This is a genomic window from Pseudomonas sp. ZS1P83, from assembly GCF_054897825.1.
Map to the genome: position 1 here is coordinate 1181604 of NZ_CM142706.1, position 17535 is coordinate 1199138.

Genomic DNA, 17535 nt, shown 5'->3' on the forward strand with positions numbered 1-17535 from the left:
ACCTTAAGGAACAAGTGACATGACCGAAGCCATTCGTTACGAAAAAGGTCAGGACCAGATCGTCGTCCTGACCATCGACATGCCGGGGCAGAGCGCCAACACCATGAACGCGGTCTACCGCGAAGCCATGGCTGCTTGTGTCGCCAGACTCGTTGCCGACAAGGATTCCATCGCTGGCGTGATCATCACCTCGGCCAAGAAAACTTTCTTCGCCGGCGGCGACCTCAATGAGTTGATCAAGGTCGGCAAGCCCCAAGCCAAAGCCTTCTATGACAGGGTGCTGTCCCTCAAAGGGCAGCTGCGCACCCTGGAAACCCTCGGTAAACCGGTGGTCGCGGCCATCAACGGCGCCGCGTTGGGCGGCGGTTGGGAAATCTGCCTGGCCTGCCATCACCGGGTTGCGCTGGACGATTCTTCGGTGCAACTCGGCTTGCCGGAAGTGACCCTCGGCCTGCTGCCGGGCGGTGGCGGGGTGGTGCGCATGGTGCGGATGCTCGGCATTGAAAAAGCCTTGCCGTACCTGCTCGAGGGCAAGAAAGTCCGGCCGCAGCAGGCGTTGCGGGCAGGGTTGCTTGATGAGTTGGCGACGGATCGTGATGAACTGCTGGCCAAGGCTCGCGCCTGGATTATCGCCAATCCTTCGGTTGTGCAGCGCTGGGACGTGAAGGGTTACCAGATTCCGGGCGGTACGCCGTCGGACCCGAAAGTCGCGCAAATGCTGGCCATCGCGCCGTCGATCCTGCGCAGCAAAACCAATGGCTGCATGCCCGCGCCAGAGAAAATCCTCTGCGCCGTGGTGGAAGGTGCTCAGGTGGATTTCGACACTGCGCACCTGATCGAAACCCGTTACTTCACCGAATTGATTACCGGCCAGGTGTCGAAAAACCTGATGGGTACGTTCTGGTTTCAGCTCAACGAGATCAATGCCGGTGGCTCGCGGCCCCAGGGCTTTGCGCCTTACGTGACGAGTCGCGTGGGTGTGCTGGGCGCCGGCATGATGGGCGCCGGTATCGCCTTTGTCAGCGCGTCGGCCGGCATCGACGTGGTGCTCAAGGACATCAACCTTGCGGCAGCGCAGAAGGGCAAGGCGCATTCGGCGGCGCTGCTGGACAAGAAGGTTGCTCGTGGCCAATTGAGCGCTGATCAGCGCGATGCAACATTGGCGCGAATTCACCCCACTGAAAGCGATGCCGATCTGGACGGTTGCGATCTGATCATTGAAGCGGTGTTTGAAGATCGCGATCTTAAAGCCAACGTCTCTTCGGCGGCGCAAAAAGTCGTTGGCCCGGACGCGGTGATTGCTTCCAACACGTCGACCTTGCCGATCAGCGGCCTCGCTACCGCCGTGCCGGATCAGACGAAATTCATCGGCCTGCATTTCTTCAGCCCCGTGGAGAAAATGCCGCTGGTGGAAATCATCAAAGGCGCCCACACCAGCGACGAAACCCTGGCTCGCGGCTTCGATTTCGTCCTGCAAATCAAGAAAACGCCGATTGTGGTCAACGACAGTCGTGGCTTCTTCACCTCGCGGGTGTTCGGCACGTTCACCCACGAAGGCATCGCCCTGCTTGGCGAAGGCGTGAGCGCGCCGATGATCGAGACCGAAGCGCGCAAGGCGGGCATGCCGATCGGACCTCTGGCGATTTCCGACGAAGTTTCCCTCAGCCTGATGAGCCATATCCGCCAGCAAACCGCCAAAGACCTGCAAGCAGAAGGGAAAGCACTGATTGAGCATCCAGCGTTTGCCGTGATCGACGTGCTGCTAAACGAATACAAGCGGCCCGGCAAAGCCGCAGGTGGCGGTTTCTACGATTACCCGGCCCGTGGCCAGAAGCATCTGTGGCCAGAGCTGAAGTCCCGTTTCGAGAAGGCTGACGGGCAGATTTCGCCGAAGGACGTGCGTGATCGGCTGCTGTTCGTGCAAGCCATCGAAACGGTGCGCTGTGTGGAGGAGGGTGTGTTGACCTCGACGGCGGACGCCAACGTCGGTTCGATCTTCGGTATCGGCTTCGCCGCCTGGACCGGCGGCGCGCTGCAGTTCATCAACCAGTACGGGGTGAAAGACTTCGTCGCCCGCGCCCAGTACCTGGCGGAGCAATATGGCGAGCGATTCGCACCCCCTGCGCTGCTGCTGGAAAAAGCGGCCAAAGGGGAGGCGTTCTAGGGGACGGGCGACGCATTCCGGGGCTTGCCTTGCCACCGTGTTTCAAGGCAGGCTCTGGGGGTGTGCATTATTCCCATCACGTGTCAGGTACTTTTTATGTCGTTACGCATCTGCATTCTGGAAACCGACATCCTGCGTCCGGAGCTGGTCGATCAATATCAGGGTTACGGGCAGATGTTCCAGCGTCTGTTTTCGCAGCAACCCATCGCTGCCGACTTCACCGTCTACAACGTGATGCAGGGTGAGTATCCCGGCGAAGAGCTGACGTTCGACGCCTACCTGGTCACCGGCAGCAAGGCCGATTCCTTCGGCACCGACCCGTGGATTGAAACCCTCAGGACTTACCTGCTGACCCGCTACGAGCGCGGCGACAAACTGTTGGGCGTGTGCTTCGGCCATCAACTGTTGGCGCTGCTGCTGGGCGGCAAGAGCGAACGTGCGACCCAAGGCTGGGGCGTCGGCACCCACAACTACAAACTCGCCGCCAAGGCACCATGGATGAGCCCGGTGAGGGAAGAGCTGACCTTGTTGATCAGCCACCAGGATCAGGTCACCGCGCTCCCGGAAAACGCCACGGTCATCGCTTCCAGCGATTTCTGCCCGTTTGCCGCGTACCACATCAACGATCAGGTGCTGTGCTTCCAGGGGCATCCGGAATTCATTCACGATTACTCGCGCGCGCTGTTGGATATTCGTCAGCAAGCGCTAGGCGAGCAGATTTATTCGAAAGGTATGGCGAGCCTTGAGCACGAGCACCACGGCACTACCGTTGCCGAGTGGATGATGCGGTTTGTGGCGCACAAGCCAGAATCTGTTTAAACCTTGAAAAGCTTCGCGGGCAAGCCTCGCTCCTACAGATCACCGCAATCCTGTAGGAGCGAGCGGTGCGGCGGTCCGACTTGCCCGCGAATCTCACAGACGCCGCGGTAATTGCTACAGCCAACCCGACTTCTTGAAGCTCGCCCACAAACCCACACACCCGACCGCAATAAACCCCAGCACCGAGAAATACCCGTAATGCCACGTCAATTCCGGCATGTTCTGGAAGTTCATCCCGTATATCCCCGCCACCGCCGTCGGGAACGCCAGAATCGCCGCCCACGCCGCAAACTTGCGCTGCACCACGCTCTGGCGTGACGCCTCCAGCAACACCCCGACCTCGATGGTCTGGCTGGCAATATCGGCCAGGGTCGTCAGGTCTTCCATCTGCCGCGTCACGTGAATCTGCACATCGCGAAAGTACGGCCGCATGTTCTTGTCGATGAACGGGAAGTTCAGTTTCTGCAGTTCCTCACTGATCTCCACCATCGGCGCCGCATACCGGCGCAAACGCACTACATCGCGGCGCAAGCTGTGGAGCTTCTGGATGTCGTGTTCATTCAGGTGGCTACACAGCACGTTGATCTCTAGCGCATCGATCTCGGCATGGATCGCTTCGCCCACCGGCTGGTAGTTTTCGATCACGAAGTCGAGGAGGGCATAAAGAACGAAATCCTCCCCATGTTCGAGCAACAGCGGTCGCGCCTCACAACGCTGTCGGACATGAGCGTAGGACGCCGAGTGGCCGTTGCGTGCGGTAATGATGTAACCGTTGCCGGCAAAGATATGAGTCTCGATGAACTGCAGTTTGCCTTCATGCCGGATCGGCGAATACGTGACGATAAACAGCGCATCGCCGAAGGTTTCCAGCTTCGGTCGACTGTGTTTTTCCAGGGCGTCTTCGATAGCCAGTTCGTGCAGGTTGAACTGGCGTTGCAGGTTGGCCAGCTCCTGCGCGTTCGGCTCTTCCATGCCGATCCACACAAAGTGGTCAGGCTTGGCCGCCCAGGCAGCGCCTTCGTCGAGGGTGATATTGGTGACTTTTTTACCGGCGCTGTACACCGCCGCCGCAACAACTCTACCCATGATGGTGGTTCACTTCTTAGTGGCAGCTGTTTATTGGCAGCTTTCTATTGGTAAAGAATGGAGGTGCCAGGCTGTGCTCAGCTTAGCCCTGTCTGCTGCTTGAGAGTCAGCAAAGTCTGCAGAGTTCGCAGGCAAAAGAAAACCCGCACTGGGCGGGTTTCTTTTACGCGGCTTGCAGTTGCCGATCCATTGACGCGATGCACTCGCGCATCTGTTCGCGGCACTGGGCAATCAGCAGCGGCATGTCATCCAGGCTCAATCCTGCCGTAGGAATCGCCGGTAGCGAGCGGATCAGAATCTTCCCACTGCGCCAGCGGTTCAATCGCATGTGTTTAACGTAACTGCTGACACACACCGGAACGATCGGCACCCCGGCGGCAATGGCCATTTGAAAGGCGCCTTTCTTGAACGGCAGCAACTCTTCGCCCAGGTTGCGCGTGCCTTCCGGGAAGACCCAGATCGAGGTGTCTTGATTCTGCAGCGTGTGGGTCGTGGTCAACATCGACTGGCGCGCTTTCTGCGCATTGCCGCGATCGATCAGCACGTTGCCTGCCAGCCAGAACAACTGACCAAACAGCGGTACCCACTTCAGACTCTTCTTGCCGATACACACGGTGCGGCGGGGTACCACGTTGCCGAACACAAACAGATCGTAGTTGGACTGGTGGTTGGCGATGATCACGCAGCTGTCGGGTTTATCCATCAACGGTCCGACTTCGGCCTTCACCCGCAGACGCAAAATGCACATCGCCGGCCATGCATAAAGACGCGCGCACAAACGGCTGTTGTCCGGATTGAACGGTCGGCACAGACCGAGAATCACCCCGAGCACACCGGCCAGAATAAAGTGCAGGCCCATCAATAACATACGAAACACAAAGAGCATTTACAGGCCCCACCGGGACAAAAGGTGGCGCAGTGTACGGATGTGCACTGTTTTCGGCAATTGCCGCTATAGAGGTGGGAGATAGGCGATGTTTGAGCGCATGTTTCCGACTTATGAGTCAGACGCGACCTAGAGCGGTTTTAGGCTTTTCAACAGGGTGCGTAAGAAAAAGCCCGACACGACGGTCGGGCTTTTCGGTTTTCCAGATATAGGCTTAAACCAAAGGCTCCTGATCCTGGATGATCGCGTTGTCCAGCGTCTCCAGCAGCGCTTTGCGCACTTTCAACTTGGTGTTTTTGTGAGCCGTCATGTTGATCTTCTTCAGCTGACGAGCCGCCGCCAGCGCCGCGCCCTGCAACTCTTCGGCCGACACCACCAGATCGAGGAAACCGGCATCCACGGCGCTCTGCGGATTAAACATCTCAGCGTTGATGACGGAGCGGTGGAACGCCGACTTGCGCAGGCGATCACGGGCCAGCTCGATACCGGCGTGGTGCATGGTCATGCCGATCTGCACTTCGTTCAAACCAATGCTGAACGGGCCGTCGACACCAATGCGGTAATCCACCGACAACAGCAGGAACGCGCCCTTGGCCACCGCATGCCCAGGGCACGCCACGATCACCGGGAACGGGTGCGACAACAGACGACGAGCCAGCGTCGAACCGGCAGTCACGAGCGCAACGGCCTCTTTAGGGCCGGAGGTCATCACCTTTAAGTCATAACCGCCCGACAGAATCCCGGGCGTACCGGTAATGATCACCACCGCACGATCAGTCACCGCCTGATCCAGCGCAGCGTTAAACGCAGCAATCACGTCCGGGGAGATGGCATTGACCTTGCCATTGCTCAAGGTCAGGGTCGCGATACCGTCTTCGAGATGGTAGGAAATCAACTCACTCATGACGCTATTCCTTTGAATAAAGTAGGGCAGACGTTACCCACCGCCGTAGGCCAGGTAAAGCGCCGTGACTGACCAACCAGTCATCCTTTTCCCGCTCGGCGAGCATCGCCCGCCACGCCAGCCGCGCATTCCCCTCTATATAGAAGCGGGGCGCGACGCCGGAGATTGGCCGGTTTGCCATGGCCCGGACCTCACCGGAACGACTAAATCGCTAACCGCATGAAAATTCTCAAAAAAATATTTGCCATCGGAAAAGCTTTCGACTACATTAGCGCGCCTCGACAGACAGAACATGTTTGAAGAGATACGGTGAAGTGTCCGAGTGGCTTAAGGAGCACGCCTGGAAAGTGTGTATACAAGAAATTGTATCGAGAGTTCGAATCTCTCCTTCACCGCCACATTTGTACTGAAAGGCCCCATCTTATGGGGCCTTTTTGCATTCTGCGGTTTCTAATTTCCCCCCCCTCCCTCTGCTTCCCTCGCCCTATTTGTGAAACTACGTGCCTGCAAGGGGGCAATGGCCCTGCAGGCATAAAAAAAATTTCTGGCTAGACGAAACACTAGAGCCGTAAAAGGCGAAAATATTTGCCGTCCGGCAGGATGTCAATTTGCCATCGTGTGGTACATTAACGCGGTTTTTTACGTTCAGGGCCAAGGCCTGTTATTGATTTTTAAACCAGTCTGATTTGCCTCACAACAAGGATGTACACGTGCTAAAGGGATTGCGCTTGTGATGGATCAAATGCTTCTCCCTTTTCTGTGCGTTTACTTGGCCTAAACCTGGCTAGCCTGGGATAGCTTTGAAGGTGCACCTGTAATTTATGAAAATCGTTTACTTGATTAGTAACGTCAAAGATGGCGGAAAAACCTATCTTGAATACTTGCTGCCCGCGCTTAATGCCCTTCGCGATCAATATAATTGTGTCGTACTTCAAACAGCGAGCACGGGTATAAGCAAGCTCGACGCCGAGCAGTTACTGAATTATCCAGTTGAAGAAGTTGGGCTAGACGTTGTCGTGGCGATAAAATCGCAAGTCGTTATCTCAAATGATGCCTGGGTTGGGCGGATGCTGGATGATTCAAATTTTGGCATTTTTATTGCGCATGGCAATGTCGGTATGCCCGTCAAGGATCGATACTATTTTTCTGAATTGATATCGTATTGGGATGCAGTTGTTTCCTCTTCTAAATCGCTTTCAGACTTGATCAAATCTGGTCTGCAGCTATATAGGCGCGAAAGGAACGCGTCACGCATCTCATCGGTAAGAAATACATTGCGCTCGGACCTTCGGAAAACTAATTTAATATCAGTGCTGCCAGTCAAGATATCTGAACCTTTCAAATCTGCTCCTGACATCCAGCGGACTTCCGGGAAGTATGTCGTGGGTCTTCTGCCAACCCAGGTAGGCATATGCCCGAGCGGCGCTTCCCTGTATGAAAATATGGAAGTGGTGGTTAATACAGTCAAGTCCCAGGTTCCGCATGCGACGTTTATCTTGCGCCCTTACATGACTGATTTCGCACGTCCGTATGTAAAGGAAATGTGTGAAAAGCTTTCTCAGTATCAATGGATCACAATCGATACGACTAAAGGAAGCAGCAAAGAATTCTATCAGCAATGTGACACCCTCATCACCGATGCCTCAAGTGGTGGTGTTTCCTTTATGCTGAATACTTGCAAACTGCCCATTTATTATGTTCCGGAAACCAATAACAGCCACCCCGTCGTTATGGCCTGGCTGGGACAAATGGACAGTTTGCTGCCCATTGCTAAAAATGGCGCTGAGCTAAAAGACCTCGTGCTTGGGCTTGAATTGCTGGCCCCCGAGCAAAGTTATTCTATTTATAAGAAGTTTTACGCGTCAGAGTACGGCGAACGGCATCACCCGGATGAGGTGTTCCTGGATCTGGTTCAGAAAAAGCAAGAATCTGATTTTCGCTACTGTGTGATCGACTCTTCTGGAAAAGCCAGCGAGATCGAAGATCAAAGAAGCGCGCTGCAGCCTTCATAAATATTAGGTCACTAGCGTTTCTAAACTGCATATGAGTCAGGTCGATATGAAAGGTGACGTTGCCGGGCAAGTAGTGTGGATAACCGGTCTGTCGGGCGCGGGCAAATCAACATTGGCCAAGGCGTTCGTGGCCGGGCTTCGAAGCCATCGCCACTCGGTTGTCATGCTGGACGGGGATGAACTGCGCGATGTCTTTGGTGCAGCAGCTGCCAACTCGCAAAACCATGGGCGTGAAGGGCGATTGGCGCTGGCCATGCAATACGCCCATCTGTGCAGGGTGATTGCGGCGCAGGGACACACGGTAGTGATCGCCACGATTTCGCTGTTTCGCGAAGTCCATGCCTGGAACCGTGCCCACTTGCCGGGTTATTTCGAGGTTTATTTGAAGGTGCCGGTGGAAGAACTGCGTCGCCGGGATCCCAAGGGAATATATCGCCGGTTCGATGCCGGCGAGTTGAACAATGTCGCGGGGCTCGATTTATCGATCGATGAACCGGACGCGGCAGATTGGGTAGTGGTGTTCGATCCACACCGCTCTCTACAAACGTTGACCGATAACTTGCTCCACCATTTTTTTAAAAGGAAGTTGGTATGAAAACCGAATGGGATTACTCCACCCTGGCTGACGCTTATTTGAAACGTCCTGACTACGCCGATGCCGCAATCGATGCGATGCTCTCAATTGCCGGTGCCGAGCAAGGCGATAAGTTTTGCGATGTTGGCGCAGGCGTTGCTCACCTGACCTTGATGCTGGCGACTCGTGGCCTGGATGTTGTGGCCGTGGAACCGAATGATGCGATGCGTGCCAATGGCATCAAGCGTACCGTCGACCTGACCAATGTTCGTTGGCATGAAGGTACCGGCGAAGTCACCGGGCAAACTTGCGACGCGTTCGACATGGTCACCTTTGGCAGTTCCTTCAATGTCTGCGACCGCCAGCAGGCACTCAAGGAAACCGCGCGCATTCTCAAGCCTCGAGGCTGGTTCGCCTGCATGTGGAATCATCGTCATCTTGATGATCCTATCCAGGCCCGGATCGAAGCCATCATCAAAGAGCGGGTACAGGGCTATGGCTACGGTACTCGTCGTGAAGATCAAACCGCCGTCATCGACGCCAGCGCGCTGTTCGGCCCGGTTGTTCACCTTGATGCGCGGGTTATTCACGAACAAACCATCGAAGAGTGTCTGGAAGCCTGGCGCTCCCACGCGACGCTGGAGCGTCAAGCGGGCGTCAAATTCCATGAAGTGATCAGCGCCATCGATGACTACCTGAGAAGCCTTGATACGGCCTCGATCCAGATTCCGTACTCGACCAATATCTGGGTTGCTCAGTTGAGATAATGCCGATGTCGCTGCATTTCTCGACCAAGGCCGGCACATTGATCGGCCTTCAGGAACGACTCAGGTCGGCCCGCATTGCGCCCTTGCTGTCGTTCACCGTGAGGGAATGGCAGACGGGGCGGCACGCCTGTTTTCGTGCCGTCCGCGGGCGATTAGGTGACGGGCCGTGGATCGTGCGTTCCAGCTGTCTGCGTGAAGATAGTGCCCAAGCGTCCTGCGCGGGAGCGTTTCTGTCGATCCCGGATGTCAACGAAGCAGCATTGGAATCGGCGATTGAACAGGTGATCGCTAGTTATGGTGATGCACACCCGGCCGACGAGGTCCTGATTCAGCCGATGCTGGGAAATGTACTTCGTTCCGGCGTCGCCTTTTCCCACGACCCGAATACCTGTGCGCCGTATCGGGTGGTGAACTGGTCCGAAGGCAGTGACACCGCCTCAGTCACCAGCGGCATGGGTGGTCGATTGTGGCAGCAGGCGGCACGCAGCGAAGTGCCGCCCCCGCCATGTCTCGCCCCGATTGTTGCCTTGCTCGAAGAGTTGGTGGCGTTGTTCGATGGCGCACCGGTCGATTGCGAGTTCGCGGTCACGCGCGAAGCAGAGGACGAGGTGCTGTGGCTGTTACAAGCCCGGCCGCTGATTTTGCCAACCCCTGCAGAGTCCGAAACAGACCAGGCCGCTCGGCTGGACAGTATTCAGCGCAAGGTCGCGCGGGGCATGCAGCCGCACCCATTCCTGATGGGCCAGCGTACGGTCTATGGCGTGATGCCGGACTGGAATCCGGCCGAGATTATCGGCATCCGTCCTAAACCGCTCGCGCTGTCGCTTTACCGGGATTTGGTGACGGACTCCATCTGGGCCTACCAGCGCCATAACTATGGCTACCGCAACTTGCGCAGCTTCCCGCTGATGCCGCACTTCTTCGGGTTGCCGTACATCGATGTGCGCTTGTCGTTTAACTCTTTCATTCCGGCAGACCTCAATGAGGGGCTGGCCGGGCGGCTGGTCGATCACTACATTGATCGGCTGCTGGCAGAACCGACGCTGCACGATAAGGTCGAGTTCGAGATCGTATTCTCGTGCTACACACTAGACTTATCGCAGCGGCTGGAGCGTTTGGCCAGTGCCGGTTTCCTGGAGCATGAATTGGAAGCCATCAGCAGCAGTTTGCGCAAGCTGACCAACCGTATCGTTCATCCCAAGGACGGCTTGTGGCGTGCCGATGCCAATAAACTCGACATCCTCAATGCACGACGCGAAGCGTTACTGGCCTCCAACGCGGACCCATTGGAGCGGATTTACTGGTTGCTGGAGGATGCCAAGCGCTACGGTACCCTGCCATTTGCCGGTCTGGCGCGTGCCGGTTTCGTCGCGGTGCAGATGCTCAAATCTCTGGTGACAGTGGGCGTGTTCTCACAGGCTGACTACGACTGCTTCATGGGTGGCGTCTCGACCGTCAGCGGTCAGTTGGCGCGAGACCGGGCAATCCTGGACAAGGCAACGTTCCTCGCGCGTTACGGCCACTTGCGCCCGGGCACCTACGACATTCTGTCGCCCCGTTACGATGAAGCGCCGGAACTCTATTTCGACTGGACTCAGCGACCAGAAGCTCCAGAGCCGGTAAAACCCTTTTCGCTGACCCTTCCACAGATGCGCGCCATCGTGCAGCAACTGGAAGAGCACGGCTTGCAGCCGGATCCGGTCGGTTTGCTGGACTTCATGCAAGCCGGGATCGAACTGCGCGAATTGGCCAAGTTCCACTTCACCCGCAATCTATCGGATGCCTTGGCATTGATTGCCGAAGTGGGCGCCCAGCATGGCATTAGCCGCGAAGACATCGCCTATTGCGACATCAGTGCTTTCAAGGAACTGCACATTGCGGCAGTCGATCCCAAGGATGTGCTTTTGCGCAGCATTGAACAGGGCAAGGCCCGCTACGAAGAGACCCTCAAGGTATCGCTCCCGCCGGTGATTACGTGCCCTGAGGATGTCTGGTCCTTCGAATGGCCGGAAACAGCCCCCAACTTTATCACCCAGAAACAGGTGACAGCCCCCGTGGTGGGCAGTGATGACCGAGACCAGCTCGCCGGGGCGATTGTTTGCATTCCCAACGCGGACCCGGGGTTTGACTGGTTGTTTGCCTACCCGATTGCCGGATTGATCACCGCGTGGGGCGGCGCCAATTCGCACATGGCCATTCGCGCCGGCGAACTGGGCTTGCCAGCGGTTATCGGAGCCGGTGAAGTGCTCTATCGTCGCTGGTCGACGGCTCAGCGCTTACACCTGAATTGTCCTGGGCGTTGGGTGGAGATGCTTGCATGAAAGTCGTTGCCATCAGCCAGCGTGTAGACGCGTTTCCAGAACGCGGCGAAAGCCGTGATGCGCTCGACCAGCGCCTGATCGCTTTCCTTCTGGCCGCAGGCTATTTGCCGGTGCCAGTCCCCAACGGCTTGCAGGATGTCCTGCAGGACTGGCTAGACACACTTTCGCCACAGGCCATTGTGCTTTCGGGCGGGAATGACATCGGCCAATGTTCGGCGCGCGACCGGACTGAAAGCAGATTGCTCGACCATGCGCGGGCTCACAGCTTGCCAGTCCTCGGTATTTGCCGGGGGATGCAGATGATCGCGCATTGGTCTGGTGGCGAACTAAAACCGGTGACAGGTCATGTGCGAACCCGGCATCAGTTGTCAGGACAGATTGTTGCCGAGGTAAACAGTTATCACGGTCTGGCGCTTACCGGTTGTCCTGAGCAATTTGACGTCTTGGCGCGCAGCGAGGATGGGGAAATCGAAGCCGTCCGCCACCTCAGCCTGCCTTGGGAAGGCTGGATGTGGCACCCGGAGCGAGAGGACGTTTTTGCATCACATGACGTACAGCGATTGCAGCGGTTATTTGGTGAGTAGAGCGGCTATAACAGGCTATTCGGACTTCGACTCTGACCTAACTCGCCGAGACGACTTCCATTTGAAATGTCATGAGGTAAAACTGTTGTGAAAGCCATTATTTTGGCTGCCGGACGTGGCAGTCGCATGAAAAGCCTCACTGATGAACGTCCGAAATGCATGGTTGAATTGCGAGGCAAGGCACTGCTGGCATGGCAACTTGAGGCGCTGCGCGGCGCCGGCATTAGCGAGATAGCCATCGTCACTGGCTACAAACGCGAATTGTTGGCAGAGGAAGGATTAGTCGAATTCCATAATTCACGCTGGGCGAATACCAACATGGTGTCGTCATTGGCGTGCGCTGCAGCCTGGTTGCAGCAAGCACCGTGCATCGTGAGTTATTCCGACATCTTCTACAGCTCCGATGCGGTTCAGTCGTTGATGACCTGCGAAGCTTCCCTAGCGGTCACCTATGACCCGAATTGGCTGGCGCTTTGGACGCAGCGTTTTGGCGATCCATTGCTGGATGCCGAAACGTTCCGTCTGACAGCGGCTGGCACCTTGGCCGAAATCGGCAACAAACCGAAATCCGTGGACGATGTTCAGGGCCAATACATGGGGCTCCTGCGCTTCACGCCTGAAGGGTGGGCAGAAGTCGTTCGGCTTCGCTCGGCATTAACCCCGCAGCAGTGTGACAACGTGCACATGACCAACACCCTCCAGCAAGTGATTGAGGCGGATCGGGTTCCGATACAAACCGTTGCGTACTCCGGAGAGTGGGGAGAGGTGGACTCTGCCGAGGATCTCTTTTTGTATCAATAATCGGGATACTCGGGACGGGCGAATTTCGTCTCGCCTGTTATAGACTGCCGAACCCTTCGGAATCGACACCATGCCATTCCACCGCATCGCGCTGTTGATGTGCTTAATGTCATCACTCGCCAACGCCGCCACCCCCACAATCTTTCCAGATGCCATCGCCAGCGATCCCGCCAAACTCGGCTGGATGGTTGGCTCGCCACCACCGGTCGATCGTACTGTTCGCTTTGAAGATGGCAGCTACTTCCAGTTCCCGGCCATGCGCTGGAGCGTTTCGAACCTCCGCCAATTAATGCCGACGACCAACGTCTCCCGCGGTATGGGTGCGCCGATTGCTTTGGAGTTGGCGCTGCGCAAAGACATTGATGCCATCCGTTTCACCCCGCTCGGCGTTAAGGCCCCGATGACCTGAGATCAATCCCTCGCCGCCACTTACACCGACGGCATTGTGGTGCTTCATAAGGGCAAGATTGTCTACGAGCGTTACTTTGGCGTGCTGAAACCTGAAGGCCAGCACGCGGCGATGTCGGTGACCAAGTCCGTGATCGGCACGTTAGGGGCCATGTTGGTGGCGGAAGGGCAAATCGATGCGAACAAGCCTGTCGCCGAGTACGTTCCCGAGTTGGCGAAATCAGCGTTTGGCAGTGCCACGGTGCGTCAGGTGCTCGATATGACCACGGGCCTTCAATACAGCGAAGACTATTCGGACCCGAACGCCGAGGTCTGGGCCCACGCCAAGGCCGGCAGCCCTTTGCCCACGCCCAAGGATTACAACGGTCCGCGAAGTTACTACGAGTTTTTGCAGACGGTTCAACTGCAAGGCGAGCACGGCGACGCGTTTAGCTACAAAACGGTCAACACCGACGTACTGGGCTGGATCATCGCCCGGGCCAGTGGCCGAACCGTCGCGCAGTTGTTGTCGGAGCGCATCTGGAGCCGTTTGGGCGCCGAGCAGGATGCCTATTTCACTGTGGACTCCATCGGTACGCCATTTGCTGGCGGCGGTTTGAACACCGGCCTGCGGGACCTGGCGCGGTTTGGCGAAATGCTGCGCAATAACGGCGTGTTAAATGGCCAGCAAATCGTGCCCAAAGCGGTGGTGGACGACATTCGCCGCGGCGGCGACAAACCAGCCTTCGCCAAGGCCGGTTACGGTTTGTTGAAGGGGTGGAGTTACCGATCGATGTGGTGGGTGACGAACAAGGAGGGCGGGGCGTTTATGGCGCGTGGGGTGCATGGGCAGCGAATCTATGTCGACCCGAAGGCTGAGATGGTGATTGTGCGTTATGCGTCGCATCCGGTGGCCAGTAACTCGGCCAATGACCCCGTCACCTTGTCGGCGTTTGAGGCATTGGCGCAGCATTTATCCAATTCGCCTTGAGAAACTATTCATGAAGAAGGAAAACCCATGATCACCACCACAACCCACACCATTGAAGGCCGACAAATCACCGCCTATCTGGACATCGTCAGTGCCGAGTCGGTACAGGGTGTCAACGTTATCCGCGATATGTTCGCCGGGATGCGGGATTTCTTCGGTGGGCGCTCTCAGACATTGGAGCGGGCGTTGAAGGAAGCACGGATTCAGGCTACCGACGAGCTTAAGGAGCGGGCACGGGCACTTCAGGCTGATGCGGTGGTGGGGCTTGTTTATGAGATCAGCATGCCAGCCGGGAAGGGCGGGATGGTGGTGGTATTTGTGACCGGGACGGCGGTCGAGGTGAGTGAGGATGGGGCCGTTCGTCGGGCATGCAACAATCTGAATCACAAGTCCAGTAATGACCGGCTAGTCTCAAAAGCCTGAGTGGTCGATATTTTTTAGGCAAACAGGGCTTGCTTGAGTCGACCCTTTTGAGAGGGGAAAGGTATGGCTAATCCGTATATCGAAGAGGAAGGGGCAGAGTTTCCGATCAACAATTGCGTCCAGTGTGGCCAAACGGAGTATGTGTCAGGCTTTGGCGAAGACACGGTCCAAAACAACAAATTGAAAGCTGCGGTGCGCCGAGGGCCCAAGGCGAAGTTTATGCCCAAGGTGCCTACCAGGAAGTAATTATCAACCGTACAGCCCCCCGCCATTGAGCGGGGTTTTCATTTTCATGAGGTTGGCTCTTGGGATTTGGACTACAGGCAACACAACCAGCTGATGGTATTTCTTTCACAAGCTTTTCACACCTACCTACGTAGGCTCAACTCATCCGTTAGAAAGCAGTACCTGGCCCGTTCCCCAGCGGGCTTTTTTTTGCCTGTCATAAAACCTTTTCTATAAACGCTGTCCAACCGTCGCCTATAGCGAGGTTGAAACCGTGCGTGTCTGGACTTTTTCTCCTCTAAAGTATTCAATCTCGCCCCTTTCGGTTACCCCCCCTTTTTTGAGGTTCTTGTATGCGTTTAACATTGCCTGCTCTGGTTCTGGGGCTTTTGGTTGCTCAAGGTGCGATGGCTGCTGGTGACGGCACTGCCGCGATCGGTGGTGGTTTGGGTGGCGCGCTGGGTAATGTGGTCGGCCAGAGTATGGGCGGCAGCACCGGTGCAGCGATTGGTGCGGGTGTCGCGGGCGCGGCCGGCAGCGCTGTTGCCGCACGCAAAGGCAGCCGCACTAAAGCAGCCATTGGTGGTGGTGTCGGCGCTGCCGGCGGTTCGGTGATCGGCAACAGCCTGGGCGGCAAGACCGGTTCCACCATCGGCGCAGGCTTGGGCGGCGCATTGGGCGGCGGCGTGGGCAGCAACCTGGCCAAAGGTCACAAGCGTCACTGATCCTGATCGATAAGTTCAAAACGCCCGGCTTGATGCCGGGCTTTTCGTATCTGGATGTTTCTACTTCACGCTCTTCGGGTCTACAGCTGTCCAATGATCAGCGCTGACGTGGGGAAAAAGCTAGACTCACGCCATCCGTGACGCGTTCTTTTACCCCCGATACGGAATTTAGAGGTTCATATCATGCGTTTGACATTGTCCACGTTGGTTCTGGGACTTTTGGTCGCTCAAGGTGCAATGGCAGCCGGTGACGGCACCGCTGCAGTTGGCGGTGGTATTGGCGGTGCACTAGGTAACGTGGTCGGCCAGCAAATGGGCGGCAGCACAGGTGCCGCGATTGGCGCCGGTGTGGGAGGCGCGGCAGGTAGCGCGGTCGGCGCGAAGAAGGGCAGTCGCACAGAAGCGGCGATTGGTGGTGGTTTGGGGTCGGCGGGTGGCTCGGTGATCGGCAACAGCCTCGGCGGTTCTACCGGCTCGACCATTGGCGCAGGGCTGGGCGGCGCGGCGGGTGGGGCAGTCGGCAACAACTTGGGTAGCGACGGCGGCAGTTCGCACTCCGGAAGCGGCCACAAGTATAAGCAAAAAAATAAGCATAAAAACAAACATCACTGATTCGACATCAGCTACACCAGAAACCCGGCCCAGCGCCGGGTTTTTCGTTTGTGGTAGTAGGATTCTGGAACGTTTGGTCGTAGCTCGCCTCGAACTTCATACACCCCAGAACGTTGTGAGGCATGCCATGACTCCTGAAACCGAAGGCAATGAAGAAAAAGGCCCGAGCGGGCTTCCGTTCATTAACGATCCCGGCAACGAAGACCCTGGCTCGCTGATGGATGACGCAACGGTGCCGCTCAACGATTCCGATGATGCGGGCGATGTCGGAAATATCGAAGACGAGGAAGAGGGCCAGGACGACGATTGACCCTGCTTTGCGACAGGCTCGACCGATCGTCTTTCTGATCGAACGCATGCATGGCGCAATTCTCGAAATGTCAGGGCCTGCTTTTCAGGCCCCTCGAGAGGTGCTTTATGAACGCTGATCCGAAAGACTCCGACATCGACGAAACCCCCGAATATCCATTGCCTTCACCGACCGATTCCCTGAGTCGCGATCAACGTCCGCCTGACGACGACACTGCTGTGGAGCAATTGCCATCTGATGACGTGAAGCGAGGGGACGTGGAAGCTGACCCTGAAGACCCGGACATCGCCGGTGATGACTGCTCAAACGAACCGAGCTGAACATATGAGTTGGAGTGGCGGGAGTTCGGGAGGAGGGACGGGGGAAGCTGGTATGAGTGGTTTGGGTGGTTGAAACACACGTCCCCTAGCACCTCATGCTAGGGGCGTTTGTTTCACGGGACCCCGAATATCTAGTCAATTAATTAGAAGTAACATTGTTCTTGAAGAAATAAAGCTCGCCTGTAGAATTTGACATTTTTTCAACTTTGCCTATGGCGACATATTGTTTGAACTCAGACTCCAAAACGGCTTTGTCAGTATACTTTTTGTATTTTAATGGCAGTTCGCAAGCAAAAATATAAAGTCTCCAAACATCAAACCCATCTGTCCTGCCTTCAGGCCCGTAGTCAAAATCTATACAGAGGTCAGGAAAATAAACAGCACAGCCAACTCCGTGTAACTCATAGGTTACGTCGCCAACCACGGTTCCACATCGCTCTATTTTATTGGTGCGCCACAGCCTTAAAATGCATCGAGTGCCAAATTTTTCTTCGAGCAAAGAAGTGGCTTTATCGACCATCGAAAGAAAGTCGAATATGAGTTGCTCAAGACTCTCGTTCCTGTAGTTCATCTTCTTCGATGCTCCAGTCTGTCATGCCCAACGTTGCTTGCGGAATCTATAAT

17 protein-coding genes, 1 tRNA gene and 2 pseudogenes are annotated in these 17535 nt (G+C 56.4%); 16 read left to right on the forward strand and 4 right to left on the reverse strand.

All coding sequences use genetic code 11. The annotated features are described in order from the left end of the window. Positions 1 to 19: 19 nt before the first annotated feature. On the forward strand, positions 20 to 2164 hold the full coding sequence (locus ACYZT0_RS05700; protein ID WP_462044989.1) for a 3-hydroxyacyl-CoA dehydrogenase NAD-binding domain-containing protein: 2145 nt from the start codon (positions 20 to 22) through the stop codon (positions 2162 to 2164). 96 nt (positions 2165 to 2260) lie between these two features. Then, on the forward strand, positions 2261 to 2983 hold the full coding sequence (locus ACYZT0_RS05705) for an amidotransferase (RefSeq protein WP_462044990.1): 723 nt from the start codon (positions 2261 to 2263) through the stop codon (positions 2981 to 2983). A 114-nt stretch (positions 2984 to 3097) separates the two neighbouring features. Here ACYZT0_RS05705 and ACYZT0_RS05710 read toward each other — a convergent pair whose 3' ends face one another. The 3 genes from ACYZT0_RS05710 to ACYZT0_RS05720 form a co-directional block, all read right to left on the reverse strand. Continuing rightward, positions 3098 to 4069: a magnesium and cobalt transport protein CorA gene (locus tag ACYZT0_RS05710; protein WP_462044991.1), complete on the reverse strand. Its 972-nt coding sequence runs from the start codon at positions 4067 to 4069 to the stop codon at positions 3098 to 3100. Between the two features lie 163 nt (positions 4070 to 4232). Further along, entirely contained in the window at positions 4233 to 4955 is a 723-nt protein-coding gene (locus ACYZT0_RS05715; protein WP_462044992.1) for a 1-acylglycerol-3-phosphate O-acyltransferase, read from the reverse strand. Positions 4956 to 5169: 214 nt separating this feature from the next. Continuing rightward, on the reverse strand, positions 5170 to 5859 hold the full coding sequence (locus ACYZT0_RS05720) for a crotonase/enoyl-CoA hydratase family protein (RefSeq protein WP_462044993.1): 690 nt from the start codon (positions 5857 to 5859) through the stop codon (positions 5170 to 5172). Between the two features lie 308 nt (positions 5860 to 6167). On the opposite strand from ACYZT0_RS05720, the gene ACYZT0_RS05725 reads away from it, so the two are divergent. The 14 genes and pseudogenes from ACYZT0_RS05725 to ACYZT0_RS05790 all read left to right on the forward strand — a co-directional run bounded on the left by ACYZT0_RS05725 (position 6168) and on the right by ACYZT0_RS05790 (position 16911). Next, positions 6168 to 6257: transfer RNA gene (locus tag ACYZT0_RS05725), tRNA-Ser, on the forward strand. Between the two features lie 423 nt (positions 6258 to 6680). Further along, entirely contained in the window at positions 6681 to 7871 is a 1191-nt protein-coding gene (locus tag ACYZT0_RS05730; RefSeq protein WP_462044994.1) for a hypothetical protein, read from the forward strand. Between the two features lie 46 nt (positions 7872 to 7917). Further along, entirely contained in the window at positions 7918 to 8466 is a 549-nt protein-coding gene (locus ACYZT0_RS05735; RefSeq protein ID WP_462044995.1) for an adenylyl-sulfate kinase, read from the forward strand. Next, positions 8463 to 9212, forward strand: coding sequence for a class I SAM-dependent methyltransferase (locus ACYZT0_RS05740; protein ID WP_462044996.1), 750 nt, complete (start codon positions 8463 to 8465; stop codon positions 9210 to 9212). Before ACYZT0_RS05735 ends, ACYZT0_RS05740 begins: the two co-directional genes overlap by 4 nt. A 5-nt stretch (positions 9213 to 9217) precedes the next feature. Continuing rightward, positions 9218 to 11533 (forward strand): PEP-utilizing enzyme, encoded by a 2316-nt coding sequence (locus tag ACYZT0_RS05745; protein ID WP_462044997.1) that lies wholly within the window; start codon positions 9218 to 9220, stop codon positions 11531 to 11533. After that, complete coding sequence (locus ACYZT0_RS05750) at positions 11530 to 12117, forward strand: gamma-glutamyl-gamma-aminobutyrate hydrolase family protein (protein WP_462044998.1); 588 nt, start codon at positions 11530 to 11532, stop codon at positions 12115 to 12117. The genes ACYZT0_RS05745 and ACYZT0_RS05750 overlap by 4 nt, the downstream gene beginning before the upstream one ends. 87 nt (positions 12118 to 12204) lie before the next feature. Next, positions 12205 to 12918, forward strand: coding sequence for a phosphocholine cytidylyltransferase family protein (locus tag ACYZT0_RS05755; RefSeq protein WP_462044999.1), 714 nt, complete (start codon positions 12205 to 12207; stop codon positions 12916 to 12918). A 97-nt stretch (positions 12919 to 13015) separates the two neighbouring features. After that, positions 13016 to 14296: pseudogene (locus tag ACYZT0_RS05760) on the forward strand (serine hydrolase domain-containing protein). A 27-nt stretch (positions 14297 to 14323) separates the two neighbouring features. Beyond that, positions 14324 to 14638, forward strand: a pseudogene (locus ACYZT0_RS05765) (YbjQ family protein); the annotation flags it as partial. Between the two features lie 144 nt (positions 14639 to 14782). After that, positions 14783 to 14965 (forward strand): hypothetical protein, encoded by a 183-nt coding sequence (locus tag ACYZT0_RS05770; protein WP_462045000.1) that lies wholly within the window; start codon positions 14783 to 14785, stop codon positions 14963 to 14965. Positions 14966 to 15297: 332 nt separating this feature from the next. Then, the gene (locus ACYZT0_RS05775; RefSeq protein ID WP_059404653.1) at positions 15298 to 15669 is read left to right on the forward strand and encodes a hypothetical protein; all 372 of its coding nucleotides are present in this window, start codon (positions 15298 to 15300) and stop codon (positions 15667 to 15669) included. Positions 15670 to 15852: 183 nt separating this feature from the next. Beyond that, entirely contained in the window at positions 15853 to 16281 is a 429-nt protein-coding gene (locus ACYZT0_RS05780) for a glycine zipper domain-containing protein (RefSeq protein WP_462045001.1), read from the forward strand. Positions 16282 to 16408: 127 nt separating this feature from the next. After that, on the forward strand, positions 16409 to 16591 hold the full coding sequence (locus tag ACYZT0_RS05785; RefSeq protein WP_462045002.1) for a hypothetical protein: 183 nt from the start codon (positions 16409 to 16411) through the stop codon (positions 16589 to 16591). Between the two features lie 107 nt (positions 16592 to 16698). Further along, positions 16699 to 16911 carry a hypothetical protein gene (locus tag ACYZT0_RS05790; RefSeq protein ID WP_462045003.1) on the forward strand — a complete coding sequence of 71 codons (213 nt, stop codon included), beginning with the start codon at positions 16699 to 16701 and terminating at the stop codon, positions 16909 to 16911. 139 nt (positions 16912 to 17050) lie between these two features. Here the strand turns inward: ACYZT0_RS05790 and ACYZT0_RS05795 are convergent, their stop codons facing one another. Beyond that, complete coding sequence (locus tag ACYZT0_RS05795; RefSeq protein WP_462045004.1) at positions 17051 to 17482, reverse strand: DUF6896 domain-containing protein; 432 nt, start codon at positions 17480 to 17482, stop codon at positions 17051 to 17053. Between the last annotated feature and the right edge of the window lie 53 nt (positions 17483 to 17535).